This is a genomic window from Nocardia sp. NPDC006982 (assembly GCF_042869435.1).
GTDB lineage: Bacteria > Actinomycetota > Actinomycetes > Mycobacteriales > Mycobacteriaceae > Nocardia.
Genome location: NZ_JBIAFV010000013.1, coordinates 126717 through 145061 on the forward strand (window position 1 = coordinate 126717; position 18345 = coordinate 145061).

Genomic DNA, 18345 nt, shown 5'->3' on the forward strand with positions numbered 1-18345 from the left:
AATCAATCCGCCACGGTGTCCGGATGCGTGTGTTCGAACAGTCGAATCATCATGTTCGCCAGTGCGATTCGCTCCTGCTGACGCAGCGGAGCCAGGATCTCGTCGCGTACTTGTCCCGCCTCCTTGTCGAGGGCTCGCAACAAGGTCCGGCCGGTCCTGGTGATCCGCACCGACATTCGACGGCGATCGGCGGGATCGCGGGTGCGTTCGACCTGACCGGCACTTGCCAATTCGTCGACGATCTTCGCCACATCGCTCGGATGGATATCGAGCCGAATGCCCAGATCGCGCTGCACATGCGGCCCGAAATCGGCGAGCGCGGCGAGTACCGCCATATGCCACAGCCGAAGCCCGCGCGCCGCAAGCCGATCGGCGAACCGGCCCCGCGCGACCTTGCCCACCCGCGACAGCAGGTAGGTCTCGAGGCCGAGCAGGCTCGGCGGAAGTGCACGCGCGGAGTCCATGGGACAAATTATAGGGTGGAACCTACGATAGGGTTACACCTACTAATAAGGAGACAGCGTGGACGCCCTGTACCAGAGACTGCTCGTCACCCGTTTCGCCGAATGCTTCGACTTCTACTACGCCGTCCTCCCGGAGCTCATCGGCGCGAAGCTGATCAAAGGCACCGCGGCGGGCCCCTATGCGAACTGGGATGTCGACGACCAAGCGGTACTCGTGCTCTTCGATCGCGGCGCGATGTCCGAAGTCGTCGGCACCACCGATCTGCCCGTCACCGCCGCACCCGCGCAAGATGCCGTGATGTTCGTCTGCCGAGTGCCCGACGTCGACACGAGCCTCGACCTGTGCCTGCGCAACGGCGCGACCCTGGCCGCCGCCGCGACCGATCGACCGAACTGGGGTCCGAACCTGCGCACAGCCCACCTGCGCGACCCAGCGGGTACCCTGATCGAGCTCCAGTCCTACTGACGGGCGATGAATTCCGTCCGCCAGCACCGTCGGCACTAATACAGGCACACCGATCGGGAGGACCACCATGCAGAAAATCGTCACGAACCTCTGGTACGACACCCAGGCCGAGGAGGCCGCCGAGTTCTACTGTTCGTTGTTCGAGGATTCGAAGATCACCAATGTCGTGCCCTACTCCGAGGTGGGTCCGCGCGAAGCCGGGCTGACGATGCTCGTCGATTTCGAACTCAACGGACAGAAGTTCACCGCCATCAACGGCGGCGGCGATTACCACTACACCCACGCCATGTCGCTGCTGGTGAATTGCGACAGCCAGGACGAGGTGGACCGACTCTGGACGGCACTGCTCGCCGACGGCGGCCAGCCGATCGAATGTGGTTGGCTCAACGATAAATACGGTATTCCCTGGCAGATCTGGCCCGTCGAAGCCGACACCCTGTTGACGAGTACCAACCGCGCGGCCGCGAACCGCGCCATGCAGGCGATGCTCGGTATGCAGAAGATCGACCTGCAAGGCATGCGGGACGCCTACGAGGGCAAGATCAGCTGATCTGCCAGGAGCCGACCTCGCGGTATCCGGAGTTGTAGATCGCGGAGCTGTCACCCTCGGTGATCTGGTAGTGCTTCATATTGCCGCCCCAATAGCGCAGGATCCGACCGAGCTCATCGGCGAGATCGGCCGGCGCGGCCAAGCCGTCGGGCAGGGCATCCAGATCTACCTCCAGGATGAATTTCACCCTGAGGAATGTACCGGCGCCTGGTCGGGCCTCGGGCGCTTCGCTGTATGTTCCTCCGATCGCCCGGCGGGGCGCGGACGTGGAAAGGTATCGTCGGGCGGGAAAATTTCACACACCAACGGGGGCTCGCACCAGCGGGCTGAGAGGACGGCTAGCCCAATCCGGGCGTTCAGGGCCGTCGACCGTATGAACCTGACCGGGTAATGCCGGCGTAGGGAGGATATTCATGGGCACACCTGTAGATTCCGTGACCACCGGTCCGATCGAAGGCAGCGTCAAGCACTACCAGCAGGTCGATGATCTGCGCATTCCGGTGCGTCGGATCAATCTGACCAATGGCGAGCACTTCGACGTCTACGACACCTCGGGCCCGTACACCGACGCCGCGGCGTCCATCGATCTCGAGGCCGGGCTACCCAAGCTGCGCGATAGCTGGACCAAGCCCGAGGTCGACGGTCCGCCAACCCAGCTGGCCTGGGCGCGGCAGGGCATCATCACCCCCGAGATGCGCTTCATCGCCGCGCGCGAGGGCGTCACGCCGGAACTGGTGCGCGACGAGGTCGCCGCCGGTCGCGCGGTCATCCCGGCCAACCACAAGCATCCGGAGCTGGAGCCGACCATTATCGGCAAGAAGTTCCTGGTGAAGATCAATGCCAATATCGGCAATTCGGCCGTGTCCTCCTCGATCGCGGAGGAGGTGGAGAAGATGGTGTGGGCCACCCGCTGGGGCGCGGACACCATCATGGATCTGTCCACCGGCAAGAACATTCACGAGACGCGCGAATGGATCATGCGCAACTCGCCCGTGCCGGTCGGCACCGTGCCGATCTATCAGGCGCTGGAGAAGGTTAACGGCGATCCGACCGCGCTCACCTGGGAAATCTACCGCGACACCGTGATCGAGCAGTGCGAGCAGGGCGTCGACTATATGACCGTGCACGCCGGTGTGCTGCTGCGCTACGTGCCGCTGACCGCCAAGCGGGTCACCGGCATCGTCTCGCGCGGCGGATCCATCATGGCCGCATGGTGTCTGGCGCATCATCAGGAGTCGTTCCTGTACACCAACTTCGCCGAACTCTGCGAGATCCTCGCGCGCTACGACGTGACCTTCTCCCTCGGTGACGGCCTGCGCCCCGGCTCCATCGCCGATGCCAATGACGAGGCCCAGTTCGCCGAGCTGCGCACCCTCGGTGAGCTGACCAAGATCGCGAAATCGCATGGCGTGCAGGTCATGATCGAGGGCCCGGGTCACGTGCCGATGCACAAGATCGTGGAGAACGTGCGGTTGGAGGAGGAGTTGTGCGAGGAGGCGCCGTTCTACACCCTCGGCCCGCTCGCCACCGATATCGCACCCGCCTACGACCACATCACCTCGGCCATCGGCGCGGCCATCATCGCCCAGGCGGGCACCGCGATGCTCTGCTATGTCACTCCAAAGGAGCACCTTGGCCTGCCCAACCGCGACGACGTGAAGGTCGGCGTGATCACCTACAAGATCGCCGCGCACGCCGCTGACCTCGCCAAAGGCCATCCGCACGCCCAGGACCGGGATAACGAGTTGTCCAAGGCGCGGTTCGAATTCCGCTGGCGCGACCAGTTCGCCCTCTCCCTCGATCCGGATACCGCCCGCGAGTACCACGACGAAACCCTCCCCGCCGAACCCGCCAAGACCGCTCACTTCTGCTCCATGTGCGGACCGAAGTTCTGCTCCATGCGCATCTCCGCCGACGTGCGGGAATACGCCGCGCGCCAGGGGCTTTCGGATACCGAGGCGATCGAAGCCGGTATGGCGGAGAAGTCCGCCGAATTCGCCGACCACGGCGCACAGGTGTATTTGCCGGTCGTGTCGTAAAAATGGCGATAGCCCCGGACCAACGAGTGGTCCGGGGCTTCTCTCTGGAAGGTACACGAAGAATCCGCCGCTCAGGAGTGGATTCGCACAAATCGATGCCGAGAGGTTGCGTGATCAGCGTTCGCGTGGGCCGATCGGGAACCCGAGGGCGCCGAAGGTGGCGTTCAAGTTGATCTCGATCTGGGTGAGCATGGCATTGAAATCGGCGAGCATGGAAACCACGTTCTCGGTGCGACAGCCGACCTGATCCGGCGCATCCGGAGCGAGGCGGGACTTCAACCAGTTGAAGGTGTCGGCCATGCCGAGCGACGGAAGGGTCAGGTGTTCGCTGAGGTGGTCGCGTTTGTAGACGATCGATGCACCGTCCGCGCACCACTGCTGGTTCAGGCGATCGGTGGTCCAGATCGGCACGGCCTCGTCCAGGACACCCTGATAGATGAACAGCGGCGCGATCGGGGTGTGTTTGCCGAGGACGGTCGCGTCGAAGACCTCGCGGATTTCCGGTAGCGCGAGGTACTGCGCGATCGGAATCGTCAGAATCCGTTGGTAATCGGTGAACATCTGGGTCAGTGCGTTGCGTGGCAGGCACTGCGAGTTGGTCCGGTTCATCAGCGCCTTGCCCTCGGGCGTCAGGTACTGATCGGTCACCTCGCGAAACTTGGGGTAGGCGTTGTAGAGCGAGGAGACGCCGATGCCGATGAGGCTGGAGAACATGGATCCGTTGACGTGCAGCAGGGATTCGACATCCGAGACCGGCGCACCGAGCGCGGCCCCTTTCACGTTCAGCTCCGGCGCGTAGCCGGGCTGCATCTCTGCGGCCCAGCCGCTGCCCATGCCGCCGCCGGAATAACCCCACAGCGCCACCGGGGTATTCGCGCCGTCGAGGCCGAGCGGTTCGAATCGCTCGGCGGCCCGAATGCCGTCGAGGGTCATATATCCCGGCTCCTCGGCCACCGCGAGATGTCCGTTGAGGCCCTCGTAGTCCGGCACCGAAATGGCCCAGCCCTGGCTGATCAGCGCGGCGATCGCGATCAGCTCGCTCTGTGAGTGGATGCCTTCGACGCCCGGCAGCCCGGCGCCCTGGCGCAGTACGAACGACGGTGCGCAGGCGATGCTGGCGCTGTCGTAGTAGAACTGCAGCGAGACCAGCGGACGCGACCGGTTCGGATCCGCGCCCGCGGGCAGGATCACGGTGCTGACCGCGGCCGTCGGCTGTCCGAACAGATCGGTGCTGCGGTAGAGCAGCTGCCATGAGCGCACGCTCAGCGGCAGTACGGTCAGCACCGCCAGCTGCACCTCGCGCGAGCGCAGAATCGTGCCGACTTCCTGCGCCTCGAAGCCCTCCGGCGGTTGATAGAACGAATCCTGTTGCGGCACAGGCACGGCGGTGGCCGGCGAGGCGGTGACACCCCCGACCATCAATGTCATCGCCATCGATACCAGCGCGGCCGCCGCGCGCAATCCGCGCCGACGCATGCGGGTCGGATCCCCATTCATCACTGACACGTCTGTCCCTTCCTCATCGACGTGACAGTGATTACAACACGACTGCCTGTTACCAACAAGAAGGCTTTCTGAAAATGCCTCGACTATGGTCGAGGTATGACCCGCAGCAAATCCGCCGCGCGGCCCGATCCGACTCCGGCGCGGCGCCGCATCCGTGGTCTCGATGCCGAGCAGCGCAGCGCGCAACGGCGCAGCCAACTGCTCGACGCGGCCACCGAACTATTTGCCGAGCAAAGCTTTTCGGGTACGTCGATCGAACAGATCTGTCAGCGCGCGTTCGTCGGGACCAAGGGTTTCTACGATCATTTCGACAGCAAGGAAGCGTGCTACGTCGCGCTGCTCACCCACATCACCGAACAGATTCAGCAGCGGGCCATCGAGGCGGCCACCGCCTCCGCCGAACTGCCATGGCCGGAGCGCGCGCAGGCCATTATCGCCGCCTTCGTACATGCCATTGCCGATGATCCGCGGCTGGCCAAGGTGACATTCGGCGAGGCGGGCGGCATCTCACCTGCGGTGGAGAAGCAGCGGCGCAGTAATCGGCGCTGGTCGGCGTCCTTTCTCGATCAGCAGTGGTCGGGGGCGCCCGCATCGGATCCGGAGGAGCAGCGCAGGCGAATCGCCTTGGCGCTGGCGACCATTGGCGGCATGTTCGAACTCGTCGCGGACTGGCTGCACCATCATGACGACGGTGGCGCGCCCGATATGGTCGATACGCTGATCGAGGATCTGCAGCGGTTCATCGCCGTTGTCGATGCGGGTGTTCGAACTGCCGCGCGTTGAACCTCATTCGCGCGCATGCCAGATGCGCCCGCGGACCTCGCCGAGGCCGATGCGCCGCGCATTCGCACCCGGGGCCGACGCCGTGATGACTACCTCGTCGCCGTCCTCCAGGAAGGTCCGGTGCAGTCCGTTCACCGTGACGGGTTCGGCTCCGCCCCAGGACAATTCGATGAACGAACCGCGCTGGTCCGGTTGCGATCCGGAGATGGTGCCGGAGGCGTAGAGGTCGCCGGTGCGCGTGGCAGCGCCGTTCGCGGTGAGATGCGCCAGCATCTGCGCCGGCGACCAGTACATCCGGGAATACGGTGGATGCGAGACGGTTTGGCCGTTCCAGTGCACGGCCAGGTCGATATCGAGGCCCCACCGCTGGCTGCCCCGCAGATAGGGCAGTGGTTCGGGTTCTTGCTTCGGCAGTTGAATGCGGGCGCTTTCCAAGGCGGCCAGCGGCGTTATCCACGCCGAGAGCGAGGTCGCGAAGGACTTGCCGAGGAACGGTCCGAGCGGCTGATACTCCCAGGCCTGGATATCGCGCGCGGACCAATCGTTCACCAGCGCGACGCCGAAGACGTGCTCGGCGAACTGGTCGATATCGATCGGTGTGCCTAGTTCGGATCCGACTCCGACCACGAATCCGAGCTCGGCTTCTATATCGAGACGTTGCGACGGGCCGAAATCCGGTGTGCCGGAGGTGGTTCGGAGTTGGCCGTGCGGCCGCACGACCTCGGTCCCCGAGACGACGACGGTGCCCGCGCGGCCGTGATATCCGACCGGCAGATGCCGCCAATTGGGCAGCAGCGGTTCGGCATCGGGGCGGAACAGCCTGCCGAGGTTCGTCGCGTGGTCGATGCTGGCGTAGAAATCGACATAGTCACCGATCTCTACTGGCAGCTTGGTACGCACATTGTGCAGTAGATGTACTGCCTCCCCGGGGATTTCGTCAGCGATCAGCTCGTGGATCCGCTCGCGCGCCTCGCGCCACCGACGTGGCCCCGCCGCCATGAAGGCATTGAGACTCGGCTCGGCAAATATCGGATCCTCCAGTGCCGCAGCCAGATCGATGACTTGCTCGCCGAGTCGCACACCGACCCGGAAGTCCCGGCCCTCCGGCGCGAAGACGCCGTAGGGAAGATTGTTCGGACCGAAGAGGGTGTTGTCGGGAACCTCGATGCGGGTCTTCATGCTGGTCCACCGCGCTCATTCGCGTGCGGGCGCTGATTCGGTTGCCGGAATCCGTCGGACTGCGGTCCGCGACCGGACCAGGTCCACGCGTATCCGGGATCCTCGCACGCCAGCGCGCCTTCGCCGAGTTCGAGCGGTCGGAAAGTATCGACCATGACCGCGAGTTCGTCGAAGAAGTCGATGCCGATACTGCGCTCATACGCGCCCGGCTGCGGACCGTGCGCATAACCGCCGGGATGTACCGATACCGAACCCTGCCCGATGCCGGAACCCCTGCGCGCCTCGTAGTTTCCGCCGCAGTAGAACATGATCTCGTCGCTGTCGACATTGGAATGGTAGTACGGCACCGGAATCGATAGCGGGTGGTAGTCGACCTTGCGCGGTACGAAATTGCACACCACGAAATTGATCCCCTCGAATGCCTGATGGGCGGGCGGTGGCTGGTGCACCCGGCCGGTGAGCGGTTCGAAATCGGCGATATTGAAAGTGAGCGGATAAAGGCAGCCGTCCCAGCCGACCACATCGAACGGGTGCGTCGCGTAGATCATCCGCGTGCCGACCACCTGACCGCCGGGTCGATGCTTCACCAGCACCTCGATATCGGTTCCGGTGGCGACCAGCGGTTCCCCCGGCCCGTGCAGATCCCGCTCGCAGTACGGCGAATGTTCCAGCAGCTGACCGAACTTCGAGAGATAGCGCTTCGGCGGCGTGATGTGGCTGGATGCTTCGATCACATACGCGCGCAGCGGTTCCGGGCCGCTCGGTAGCCAGCGGTGCGTGGTCGCGCGCGGAATCAGCACCTGGTCGCCCTGCCGGGCCGGGATGGTACCGAAGACCGTTTCGACAACGGCCGCACCCGATTCCACATACACCAGCTCGTCGCCGATCGCATTGCGGTACAGCGGTGATGCACCCTTGGCCGCCACATACGAGATCCGCACATCCGCATTGCCCAGCAGTAGTCGACGTCCGGTAATAGGATCGGTTCCGGCCGGGGTATCGCCGGGGAAGAGTTCGTGCAGGCGCAGATGGCGATGGCGCAGTGGATGATTCGGGGTGAGGGTCTGGTCCGGCAGCTCCCATACCGTCGAATCCACAATGGCGGGCGGCAGGCCGCGGTGATACAGCAGTGAGGAATCGCCGGAAAAGCCCTCTTCTCCCATCAGCTCTTCGTAGTAGAGCCGTCCCTGGGCGTCTCGATGCTGGGTGTGCCGCTTCGGTGGCACCGCTCCCGCCTGCCGATAGAACGCCATGACCGCACCTCCGGCTGGACCGCTGGATTTACTTCCATCGTAGTGCCGGAAGGGCCGGTCCGGTGGACATTTTGCCGGTACTCTGCCGTCTTCTGCGGCATTTCGCCTAGCGATGGGGTGAAGTGCTGAACAATTGTCAGGCGTGACGCAATGCGCGGTACACGGCCGCTCCGACAAAGGCTCCGAGGCTCTGCGGATCCCATCCGCCCTCACCCGCCAGCAGCGTGCGCACCGCGCCCTCACCGGCGGACACCCACAGCTCGACGAGCACCGGCAACTTGCGCTCGGCGTCCTCGGTGCCCCACGCGCGCAGCGTCGGTCGCAGCAATGTGGTGCAGCGCTCGATGGCGAGCCTGCGACCGCGCCCGAACGAATCCGCAACGGCCGGATCGGGATTGCCGTACAGCAGCCGCCACGCATCCGGTCGCTCGGCTGCCTTCTCCAGCAGTGCGCGGAAACCGTCCACGAAAACGGTCTCGCCCGCGTCGACATCGCGGGGCGGCAGCACCTCGAGCACGCCGCCGACCAGGAAGCTCTCCTCGCGCTGGATGAGCGCCTCGATCAACTCGACGCGATCCGGGAAGCAGGCGTAGACCACCGGTCGGGTCACATTCATCCGATCGGCGATCGCGGCCATGGTGACCGCCGCGACGCCGTGCTCGACGGCAATCGCCAGCGCGGTGTCGAGCACCTGGGGGCGACGCCGCTCGGGGCCGAGATGCTGCGCCCGCTGCCGTGGCTGCACGGCCGTCTCGCTACCCATGGGCACCAAGATATCAGCGTTGTTCGCCGGTTTTGCGCTGGTACCGGGCCTGAAGGTCGAATTCCTACACCGACGAATAATAATGCTACAGTCGCGAATGAAGTGGCCGGTTCATAGTCCGGATCAATGAGGAGTCATCGATGACCGAAACCTTGTTCAACCCGAAGACCTGCGAATTCGCCGAGTTCGATGCGGAGACCCGCAGGCTCCTGCGCGCCACCGTGCAGTGGTTCGAGGCCAGGGGTAAAGCGGCGCTGAAGCACGACGATCGGGAGCGGATCTGGTACGCCGACTTCCTCGATTTCGTGAAGCGGGAGCGGGTCTTCGCCACCTTCCTCACCCCGGCGGCCGAGGCCAATGGCGATCCGAACAAGCGCTGGGATACCGGCCGGATCGCAATGATGAGCAAGATTCTCGGTTTCTACGGCATGTCCTACTGGTACGTCTGGCAGGTCACCATTCTGGGGCTGGGCCCGATCTGGCAGAGCGAGAACAAGGCCGCCAAGCAGCAGGCCGCCGCACTGCTGGATTCCGGTGAGATCTTCGCCTTCGGACTCTCGGAGAAGGAGCACGGCGCGGACGTCTACTCCACGGATATGGTGCTCACACCCGAGCTCGGTGGCGGCTATACGGCTTCCGGCAGCAAGCATTACATCGGCAACGGCAATCTGGCCGGGATGGTGTCGGTATTCGGTCGCCGGGCCGACAAACCCATCATCGACAGCGCGAAGGCGCTGGAAAGCAAGCCGACGCGGGAGGATTACGAGGGGTATCTGTTCTTCGTCGCGGACAGCAAACACAAGAATTACAAGTTGCGCCGCAATGTCGTCGACAGCCAGATGTATGTGGCGGCCTTCGATCTGGAGAAATATCCGGTCGCCGAGGAAGACATCCTGCATCGCGGCGAGGATGCTTTCCACGCCGCGATGAATACGGTCAATGTCGGCAAGTTCAATCTCGGTTTCGGTGCGGTCGGCGCCTGTGAACACGCCTTTTACGAGGCGATCACCCACGCCGAGAACCGAATCCTGTTCGGGCACCGGGTCACCGAGTTCCCGCAGGTGCAATCGCTGCTGACCGATTCCTACGCGCGGCTGCTCGGTATGAAGCTCTACAGCGAGCGCGCCATCGACTACATGCGCTCCGCATCCCCGGACGACCGCCGCTACCTGCTGTTCAATGCGATCGAGAAAATGACCGTGACCCGGCAGGGACAGCGGATCACCGAGGATCTCGCGGATGTGATCGCGGCCCGCGGTTTCGAAAACGATATGTACTTCCCGATGGCGATGCTCGGGCTCTTCGGACTGCCGCGGCTCGAAGGCACCGTCCACGTGAATATGGCGCTGTCGCTGAAATTCATGGCCAACTACATGTTCCATCCCGCCGATGCCGGATTGGTCGCGCTGCGCTACCTACCCGGTGCGGGTGTCGCGCCCAAGGGGACGGTCCGGGCTGTTTCCGGTGCGCTGAGCTGGTCGAGCCGCAAGCTCACCCCGCGCGCCGGTGCGGCGGTACCCAAGCTGCGCGCCGAATTGGCAGGTGCCAGTTACGATCCCGTGCCGACCCGCCGCGATGCCGCCGACGATGAATTCCTGTTCCGGCAGGGCCCGAGCAGCGGCCTCGGCCGAATCCGCTTCCGCGACTGGCGCCCGGTCTTCGAAAAGTTCGCGCACGTACCGAACGTCGCCGTCTTCCTGGAGCAGGCACTCGCCTTCCAGACCCTGCTGGCCGCCGCCGCACCGACCCCAGCACAGCAGCGCGACGTAGATTTCCTCTTCGCCCTGGGCGAACTGTTCACCGCCGTGCCCTACGCCCAACTCATCCTGGAACAGGCCGAAATCGAGGGCACCACAACAGATATCCTGGACCAACTCTTCGACGTCTTCGTCCGCGAATTCTCCAAGAACGCCCTGACCCTGCACACCAAACCCACCGCAACCAAGCCCCAACAGACCCGCGCCCTCGACCTCGTCCACCGCCCGATCCCCTCCCGCTCGCGCTTCGATCAGGTACTCGCGCAGGCTCGAGCGCACGCCGGCGGATACGAGATGAACCCCTAGCCCCTGCGGCCGCGCCCCTAGTCGGTGAATTCGGCGATCACCGGGGCGTGGTCGCTGGGGCTCTTGCCTTTTCGTTCCTCGCGGTCGACCATCGCGTCCTTGGTGTGGGCGGCGAGGGCGGGGGAGGCGAGGATGAAATCGATGCGCATGCCTTCTTTTCGGGGGAAGCGCAGTTGGGTGTAGTCCCAGTAGGTGTACACGCCGGGGCCGGGGGCGTAGGGGCGCATGACGTCGGCGAAGCCGGTTTCGACGATGGCGTTGAAGGCGTCGCGTTCGGGTTGGGAGGTGTGGGTTTTGTCGGCGAAGAATTCGACGGACCAGACGTCGTCGTCGGTCGGGGCGATATTCCAGTCGCCGACCAGGGCGATCTGCGCCTCCGGATTCTCGGCGAGCCACTGGGCGCCGTTGGCGCGCAGGGCGGCAAGCCATTCCAGTTTGTAGGTGTAGTGCGGGTCGTGCAGGGTGCGGCCGTTGGGGACGTACAGGCTCCACACTCGCACTCCGCCGCAGGTCGCACCGAGTGCGCGCGATTCCACGATCGGGGCGCTGATCAGCGATTCGGCCGCATCCTTGTCGAAGCCGGGCTGGTCCGGGAATGCGGCTTCCACATCGTCGAGGCCGATGCGAGAGGCGATGGCGACACCGTTCCACTGGTTCAACCCGATATGGGCGACCTCATAGCCGAGTTCGTCGAAGCGCTCGAAAGGGAATTGGTCGTCGCGGCATTTGGTTTCCTGCATCGCGAGCACATCGATGTCCTGGCGGTCGAGGAAGGCCGCGACCCGGTCGAGGCGGGAGCGGATCGAATTGACGTTCCAGGTCGCGAGACGCACGGATGCCTTCCTTCGCAATGGGCTATAGGTCTGTTGTACCGCAGGACCGCAGGTTCAGCGAGAGCCGTCCGGCACGGCATAGCGGTAGGTGTGGTGGTCGAGGAAGCCCAATTCGTGATACATCGCGATGGCCCCGGTATTTTCGGCCTCGACCTGGAGATAGGCGTGGGTGGCGCCGCGGTCGGCGCCCCAGCGGATCAGCTCCGCGCAGATCAGCGAACCCAATCCGTGCCTGCGGTGTTCGGCCGCTACCGCGACGCAGGTCAGGCCGATCCAGCGGCGGCCGTCCGGTGCGATGGTGAGCGCGCCGCGGCCGATCGCGATGGGCTGCGGCAATCCGAGTGAGGCGAAACCCACTTCGCCGTCGTGTACGGCCGTGAGTACCTGCACCACCGGCGGCGTCGAAACAGGCTGTGTCGCAGGATCTTCGCCGCTGTAGCGGTGCAGCGACAACCAGGCGTCATCGGGTGCGGGCACGATGCGCACCATCCGCGGCCCTTGCGGCAGTACGAAATTCTCGATATCGATCGCCAGCAGCTGGGTTTCCCGCCAACTGCGCCAGCCCGGTGGCAGCGACGCCAGCCGATCCGGCAGTGCGAGCTGCACCGGCAGCCCGTGCGCGGTGTACCACTCGCCGATTCGCTGCAGCGTATCCGCGCCCAGCGCCGCCGGACCGTCCGAGCTGCCGAGCGGCACAGCGGAATTGGCGCGATTGGTATAGCCGTTTCCGGCCCGCAGCAGCCAGCCGTCGATCCAACCCTGTTCGATACCTGGCCAGCCGTAGGCCGCCGCGGCCTCCAGCGCCCGGATCTCCCTCGTGCGAATCGGCCTCGGCCCCAACGCTTTCATCGCGACCACGCGATCCACCGCGACCGCGACGACCTGCCCGTCCGCGGCCCGCACGGTAGGCGGATCCAGCGAAACCAGTTCGCCGATCACATCTGTGAGTGGCTGGGGATAACCCGCAGGCAACCGGTACCGCAGCACCACGCGCCGACCCAACTGGATATCGGGCAATGACGAATCACCCGCAGGATCAGTCATCGTGTCCGAACGGGTCGGGCACGGTGCCCGGAATCCAGCTGAGTCCCGGTGTGCCCCAACCGTTCCGCTTGATCGCCTTCTTGGCCGCACGGGCATTGCGGCCGATCAGCACATCCACATAGAGGAATCCGTCGAGATGTCCGACCTCGTGCTGCAGCATGCGGGCGAAGAAACCCTTGCCCTCGATCTCGACCGGTGCGCCGTGCTCATCGGTGCCGGTGACGCGGGCCCATTCGGCGCGACCGGTGGGGAACTGCTCACCGGGCACCGACAGGCAGCCCTCGTCATTGTCATCGGGATCCGGCATGGTCTCCGGAATCTCGGAGGTCTCCAGCACCGGATTGATCACCGCGCCCTTGCGCCGCACGGCCGAACCGTTGGCACCGACATCGGGGCAGTCGTAGACGAACAGCCGCAGCGGCACGCCGACCTGGTTCGCGGCCAGTCCGACGCCGTTGGCGGCATCGAGCGTCTCGTACATATTCGCGATCAGCTCGGCCAGTTCCTCCGGCGTCTGAGTGACCTGCTCGGTCGGATTGTGCAGAACCGGGTCACCGACGATCACGATGGGGAGGATTGCCATGGGGGCAATTATTGCCGATGGGCTCGCACGGGTCGCAGCCGCCGCGATCGCGGGTGGTCGCGACTCGCTACCGACCGGTAGCGAACACGCCGCGATGGTGCTGGGGCAATCCCGCGGCCCGTGGTTGAATGATCCGCGACGTACAAGCATCATTTTCCTCTGGTGGTCACTCGGCGAGGGAGCAAGATGGACGGCGCAGCGGCTCGGAATCTTTCCGGGATCCAGGACGGCCCTTCTGCGAGCGAAGATGTCACGGCAGCCAAGCAGGTCGATGGTGACGGTGACGGTCTCAGCCGTCGCGAACACGACATCCTGGCCTTCGAACGACAATGGTGGAAATACGCCGGGGCTAAAGAAGAGGCCATTCGTGAACTGTTCGGCATGTCGCCGACCAGGTACTACCAGGTACTCAATGCGGTAGTGGATCGGCCGGAGGCACTTGCGGCCGATCCCATGCTGGTGAAGCGGTTGCGCCGACTGCGGGCGAGCAGGCAGAAGGCGCGAGCCGCTCGGAGGCTCGGCTTCCAGGTATGACGCGCCGCCGTAAAAGCGGACCCTGCGCAGAGACCACAGGGGCCGGTTTGCGGATAGGGTCAGTAGCGTGAGCGAGCGTCAGCGAGTGAACCGTCAACACAGCGCGCCGTGGCGCACGGCGGAGCCGAGCGCCAGCGAGGCGCAGCCGTGAGCGAGCGTCAGCGAGTGAACCAAAGGCACAGCGCGCCGTGGCGCACGGCGGAGCCGAGCGCCAGCGAGGCGCAGCCGTGAGCTACCCGAATCCCACCTCCGGCGGGCCGCCGTTGCGCGCGCTGGCGATGGTGTTGATCGCGCTGGCCATCGTTTTCGCGGGGCTCGGCGCGATGTCGTTATCGAGTTCGGATTCCGATACCTCGGGGGCGGGTGATCCCTCGAGCACAACGAGTCGGGCCGCCGCCAATACGGCGGTCGCGACGACCAACGCGCCGGTGCAGACCACGAGTGCGGCACTGAGCAGTTCGGCGCCGGCCACCACGAAGCCGTCGACCACGACGACGTCGCCGACGACAACCACGGCGAATCGTGCTGTCCCGGTACATGTTCTGAACAACAGCACCATTGTCGGACTGGCCTCGCGCACCGCGGGCGAGCTCACCGCCAACGGCTGGACGGTCGCCGAAGTCGGCAACTATCCCGGCCCCAATCTCACGAATACGACTGTGTACTACGGCAATAACCCCGGTGAGAAAGAAGCCGCACTGGCCATAGCCGATGAACTGGGCGCGACCGCGGAGCCGCGCTCCGGTGGGTCCGGTTCGGGCGTGACGGTAGTTGTCACGGGCAACTGACCAGTCCGGGGGCTCGCGACACGGCCCGGTCACGGGTGCGACACGGCGGGCGTGGCATCATCTTGTCCGGTAACGAACGTGTCCACCCAGCTTTACTCGTAAACTCGGTACTCGTAAAGGAGTTCCCCCGATGGCCCCGTCCACAACTCGTCGCCCGTCCTGGCGCACTGTGACCCCGGTGCTCGCTGTCGCGGTCTTCGGCCTCGCCGCCTGCTCGAACAGCCAGGAGTCGAGCGACGTCCAGGGAACTACGCCGCCCGTGTGGACCGGTGCGTCCGCCCCACCGGCCGGCGAATCCGGCACCGAGACCGGCGCCCCGAATGCCAACACCGGGGTGAAGGTCGACCTCAAGGACCCCGCGGGTTCCTCGGTCGCCGTCGCGAATATCACCAAGGACGGCAACCATCTCCAGGTCAGCATCGAGGCGCACGGCCTGCGTCCCGGCTTCCACGGCCTGCACATCCACCAGGTCGGCAAGTGCGAGCCCAACTCGGTCGCGCCGACCGGCGGACCCGCGGGTGACTTCCTGTCGGCCGGCGGCCACCTGCAGGTCGGCAGCGCCAACGCCCATCCGGCCAGCGGCGACCTGACCTCGCTCGAGGTCCGTGCCGACGGTTCGGCCAAACTGGTCACCACCACCGATGCGGTGACGCTGGACGACATCAAGGGCAAGGCCCTGATGATCCACGCCGACGCCGATAACTTCGGCAATATCCCCAACCGTTATGTCCGCGCCGACGGCGTTGCCGGCCCGGACGACACCACACTGGCGACGGGCGACGCTGGCGGTCGCATCGCCTGCGGTGTAATCCAGTAGCAAGGTCACCGATATGGCCGGGACAGCAATCGCGCGGGTTCCCTTCCCCGGGTCGCCCCGGCCCACCATCGGTATCGAATGGGAGATCGCGCTCGTCGACAAGGTGACCCGCGATCTGTCGAATACCGCTGCGGCCGTATTCGATTCGCTCGGTGACCTACACGCCCACGACGGAACCCCGCAGGTCACCAAGGAATTACTGCGCAATACGGTCGAGCTCGTCACCGGTGTGCACAACACCGTGGGCGAGGCGGTCGACGATCTGCGCGGCACCATGGATACCGTGCGCCGTGCCGCCGATCCGCTCGGCGTCGATCTGTTCTGCGCGGGCACTCATCCGTTCGCCCAGTGGTCGGCCCAACAATTAACGCGCTCAGCGCATTACGACGAACTGATCGATCGCACCCAGTGGTGGGGCCGCCAGATGATGATCTGGGGCGTCCATGTGCATGTCGGAGTTTCGCACGGCGAGAAGGTTTTTCCGATCCTCAACTCGCTGCTGCTGTCGTATCCGCATCTGCTTTCGCTGTCCGCTTCCTCCCCGATGTGGGCGGGCGCCGATACCGGCTATGCCAGCAACCGGACGTTGATGTTCCAGCAGCTGCCCACCGCCGGTCTGCCGTTTCAATTCGAAAACTGGACCCAGTTCGAGCATTTCGTGCACGACCAGATGAAGACCGGGGTCTTCGAACAGCTCGGCGGCATGCACTGGGATATCCGGCCCGCGCCGAAATGGGGCACCATCGAGGTGCGCGTCTGCGATGGGATCTCGACCCGCGCGGAGCTGGCGGCCATGGCCGCGCTCATCCACTGCCTGATCGTCGATCTCGATCAGCGCCTCGACAACGGCGAGACACTGCCGACCATCCCGCCGTGGCATGTCCAGGAGAACAAATGGCGCGCGGCCCGCTACGGCCTCGACGCGATCGTCATCGTGGACGACGACAGCAATGAACGGTTGGTCACCGATGATCTGATGGATCTGCTGCAGCGGTTGGAGCCGACCGCCAAGCGGCTCGGTTGTGCGGACGAACTCGCCTTGGTGGCGGAGATCCCACAGCGCGGCGCGTCGTATCAGCGGCAGCGCAAAGTGGCCGCGAGCACCCAGGGCGATCTGGTCGCGGTGGTCGATGCCCTGGTCAAGGAGTTGGACCAGTAGTTCTGCCTGGCCGAAAGGTCGGCTGACGTTCAGCTGGTCAGGGGGATGGCGTTCATCCGCCGTTTACTATGGTCGACGTGCTTGTCGAAGATCCGAGTCAAAAGGGTGGCAGCGTCTCCGCGGCGCGAGCGACGGGCCCGGAGGCGGTAGCGGAGCGTAACCACGGAGGGATCCGGGAGCGCCGCAAATCGAATACCGAGTGGGTGCGCGTGCCGCGCTCGCGGATCTGGACGGCGGCCGCGATCGCGGCGGTGCCGGTGCTGCTCATCGCCCTACAGGTGGGTTCGATCGGGCACGATTTCGAGGGGCCGCTCGGCAGTCTGTGGCACGACTACGTCGGCACACCCAAGTCCATGTCGGTGCCGTGGGCCGGACTCATTCTGGCCCTGGTCGGAATCTCCAAGCGCCGCAGGATGATCGCGGTCGGCATCGCGGCGGGTATCGATGTGGTGTGGGCGAGTATTCGACTGCTGAGCGGCGAGTCGTTCGCCATCGGCAATGGGCCGACGCTCGTGCTCACCGGTCTGGCGCTGGTCGCCGGATTCCGCTGGAGCGGAGCCGAGCGACGCAATGCGCTGCACGCCGCCGCGCTGGGTGCATTGCTGGTGCTGGCCACCAAGGTCGGTGATGTGTGGCTGCACATTACGGTCGTCAGCCGGCCGCGGGTCTACGACGTCTATGTGGCGCTGGCCGACCATGCGCTCGGTGATCCGTCCTGGGTGATGGGCCGCGTGGTGGATGCGCTCGGACCGGTGGTCTATGCGGTGCTGCACTGGGTCTATATCGAACTGCCGGTGGCGGCGATCGTCGTCGCGGTGTGGCAGCTGCGCCGGGTGGCATCGAGCGGGGTGTGGCCGACCCACTATCTGGTGCGCACCTTCCTGGTGCTCGGACTGCTCGGTCCGGTCATCTATGTGATCTTCCCGGTGGTCGGCCCGATGTTCGGTTACGGTGCGGATGGCCACGGCATGCAGGTGGGCAACTTCTGGCCCGATTTCGTCCCGCCGATCGATCGGGATCCGGCGCCGCTGTCCTTCGACGCCTTCACGCCGCGCAACTGCATGCCCTCCATGCACACGGCTTGGGCGCTGTCGGTCTTCGTGCACACCCGCCGGGACACGGACGGCTCGCAGGCTCCGCTGTGGCTGCGCTGCCTCGGCGCGTTCTGGTTGGCCGCCACACTGACCGCGACGCTGGGATTCGGCTACCACTACGGCGTCGATCTGGTCGCCGGTGCGGTGCTGTGCCTGACCGTCGAATCCGCGTTGCGCGATCCCGAGCGTGGCTGGGGGTGGTTCCGGGTGCGCCTGGTGCTGTTCGGTGTGGTGATCCTGGGCTCGCTGTTGCTCTCGTTCCGCTATCTGGCGGTTTCGATGGCCGAATATCCGGTGCTGGCCGGGACTGTCGTGCTCGCGCTGCTGGCCGCTATGGCCGCGGCATTCCATGCGACGTGGTTTGCCGGGGCTCCGGTGGTCGAGGCGGAAGAGGTTCCGGTCGGCGCTGCTCGATAGCTCTGAGCGC

Annotated in this window: 19 protein-coding genes and 1 riboswitch; of the genes, 10 read left to right on the plus strand and 9 right to left on the minus strand. The window is 65.1% G+C overall.

What is annotated here, in order from left to right:
* Positions 1 to 2: 2 nt before the first annotated feature.
* Entirely contained in the window at positions 3 to 464 is a 462-nt protein-coding gene (locus ACFYOW_RS36460; protein WP_387294601.1) for a MarR family winged helix-turn-helix transcriptional regulator, read from the minus strand.
* 58 nt (positions 465 to 522) lie between these two features.
* Here ACFYOW_RS36460 and ACFYOW_RS36465 point away from each other — a divergent pair, with 58 nt between their 5' ends.
* A complete protein-coding gene (locus ACFYOW_RS36465) occupies positions 523 to 930 on the plus strand; it encodes a hypothetical protein (RefSeq protein WP_387294602.1) in 408 nt (135 codons plus the stop codon).
* 67 nt (positions 931 to 997) lie between these two features.
* Entirely contained in the window at positions 998 to 1480 is a 483-nt protein-coding gene (locus tag ACFYOW_RS36470; protein WP_387294603.1) for a VOC family protein, read from the plus strand.
* Here ACFYOW_RS36470 and ACFYOW_RS36475 read toward each other — a convergent pair.
* On the minus strand, positions 1473 to 1667 hold the full coding sequence (locus ACFYOW_RS36475) for a hypothetical protein (protein WP_387294604.1): 195 nt from the start codon (positions 1665 to 1667) through the stop codon (positions 1473 to 1475). The two genes, ACFYOW_RS36470 and ACFYOW_RS36475, sit on opposite strands and share 8 nt — an antisense overlap.
* 108 nt (positions 1668 to 1775) lie before the next feature.
* Positions 1776 to 1902, plus strand: a riboswitch (TPP riboswitch).
* On the opposite strand from ACFYOW_RS36475, the gene thiC reads away from it, so the two are divergent.
* Entirely contained in the window at positions 1894 to 3519 is a 1626-nt protein-coding gene (thiC, locus tag ACFYOW_RS36480) for a phosphomethylpyrimidine synthase ThiC (RefSeq protein WP_387294605.1), read from the plus strand. Its footprint overlaps the riboswitch before it by 9 nt.
* Before the next feature lie 114 nt (positions 3520 to 3633).
* Here thiC and ACFYOW_RS36485 read toward each other — a convergent pair whose 3' ends face one another.
* Positions 3634 to 5016, minus strand: coding sequence for a lipase family protein (locus ACFYOW_RS36485; protein ID WP_387294735.1), 1383 nt, complete (start codon positions 5014 to 5016; stop codon positions 3634 to 3636).
* A gap of 105 nt (positions 5017 to 5121) precedes the next feature.
* Here ACFYOW_RS36485 and ACFYOW_RS36490 point away from each other — a divergent pair, with 105 nt between their 5' ends.
* Positions 5122 to 5808, plus strand: coding sequence for a TetR/AcrR family transcriptional regulator (locus tag ACFYOW_RS36490; RefSeq protein ID WP_387294606.1), 687 nt, complete (start codon positions 5122 to 5124; stop codon positions 5806 to 5808).
* A gap of 3 nt (positions 5809 to 5811) precedes the next feature.
* Here ACFYOW_RS36490 and fahA read toward each other — a convergent pair whose 3' ends face one another.
* From fahA to ACFYOW_RS36505, 3 genes are all read right to left on the minus strand, one after another.
* On the minus strand, positions 5812 to 6987 hold the full coding sequence (gene fahA, locus ACFYOW_RS36495) for a fumarylacetoacetase (protein ID WP_387294608.1): 1176 nt from the start codon (positions 6985 to 6987) through the stop codon (positions 5812 to 5814).
* Positions 6984 to 8240 carry a homogentisate 1,2-dioxygenase gene (locus tag ACFYOW_RS36500; protein WP_387294610.1) on the minus strand — a complete coding sequence of 419 codons (1257 nt, stop codon included), beginning with the start codon at positions 8238 to 8240 and terminating at the stop codon, positions 6984 to 6986. Before ACFYOW_RS36500 ends, fahA begins: the two co-directional genes overlap by 4 nt.
* 136 nt (positions 8241 to 8376) lie before the next feature.
* Entirely contained in the window at positions 8377 to 9003 is a 627-nt protein-coding gene (locus tag ACFYOW_RS36505) for a TetR/AcrR family transcriptional regulator (protein ID WP_387294611.1), read from the minus strand.
* A 140-nt stretch (positions 9004 to 9143) separates the two neighbouring features.
* On the opposite strand from ACFYOW_RS36505, the gene ACFYOW_RS36510 reads away from it, so the two are divergent.
* Entirely contained in the window at positions 9144 to 11066 is a 1923-nt protein-coding gene (locus ACFYOW_RS36510; RefSeq protein ID WP_387294612.1) for an acyl-CoA dehydrogenase, read from the plus strand.
* Positions 11067 to 11083: 17 nt separating this feature from the next.
* On the opposite strand, the gene ACFYOW_RS36515 is transcribed toward ACFYOW_RS36510, so the two are convergent.
* From ACFYOW_RS36515 to ACFYOW_RS36525, 3 genes are read right to left on the minus strand one after another with little or no spacing between them, the layout of a single operon-like run.
* Positions 11084 to 11899 carry an exodeoxyribonuclease III gene (locus ACFYOW_RS36515; protein ID WP_387294613.1) on the minus strand — a complete coding sequence of 272 codons (816 nt, stop codon included), beginning with the start codon at positions 11897 to 11899 and terminating at the stop codon, positions 11084 to 11086.
* A 54-nt stretch (positions 11900 to 11953) separates the two neighbouring features.
* The gene (locus ACFYOW_RS36520; RefSeq protein ID WP_387294614.1) at positions 11954 to 12943 is read right to left on the minus strand and encodes a GNAT family N-acetyltransferase; all 990 of its coding nucleotides are present in this window, start codon (positions 12941 to 12943) and stop codon (positions 11954 to 11956) included.
* Positions 12936 to 13526 carry a peptide deformylase gene (locus ACFYOW_RS36525; protein ID WP_387294615.1) on the minus strand — a complete coding sequence of 197 codons (591 nt, stop codon included), beginning with the start codon at positions 13524 to 13526 and terminating at the stop codon, positions 12936 to 12938. The genes ACFYOW_RS36520 and ACFYOW_RS36525 overlap by 8 nt, the downstream gene beginning before the upstream one ends.
* 186 nt (positions 13527 to 13712) lie before the next feature.
* Between ACFYOW_RS36525 and ACFYOW_RS36530 the strand changes: the two genes are divergently transcribed.
* From ACFYOW_RS36530 to ACFYOW_RS36550, 5 genes are all read left to right on the plus strand, one after another.
* On the plus strand, positions 13713 to 14060 hold the full coding sequence (locus tag ACFYOW_RS36530) for a DUF3263 domain-containing protein (RefSeq protein ID WP_387294616.1): 348 nt from the start codon (positions 13713 to 13715) through the stop codon (positions 14058 to 14060).
* A gap of 227 nt (positions 14061 to 14287) precedes the next feature.
* On the plus strand, positions 14288 to 14848 hold the full coding sequence (locus ACFYOW_RS36535; protein WP_387294618.1) for a LytR C-terminal domain-containing protein: 561 nt from the start codon (positions 14288 to 14290) through the stop codon (positions 14846 to 14848).
* 130 nt (positions 14849 to 14978) lie between these two features.
* Positions 14979 to 15665, plus strand: a complete 687-nt coding sequence (locus ACFYOW_RS36540; RefSeq protein ID WP_063044908.1) for a superoxide dismutase family protein — start codon at positions 14979 to 14981, stop codon at positions 15663 to 15665.
* A gap of 13 nt (positions 15666 to 15678) precedes the next feature.
* Positions 15679 to 16824: a glutamate--cysteine ligase gene (locus tag ACFYOW_RS36545; protein ID WP_387294620.1), complete on the plus strand. Its 1146-nt coding sequence runs from the start codon at positions 15679 to 15681 to the stop codon at positions 16822 to 16824.
* A 224-nt stretch (positions 16825 to 17048) separates the two neighbouring features.
* Positions 17049 to 18335, plus strand: coding sequence for a DUF5933 domain-containing protein (locus tag ACFYOW_RS36550; RefSeq protein WP_387294736.1), 1287 nt, complete (start codon positions 17049 to 17051; stop codon positions 18333 to 18335).
* Positions 18336 to 18345 lie beyond the last annotated feature (10 nt).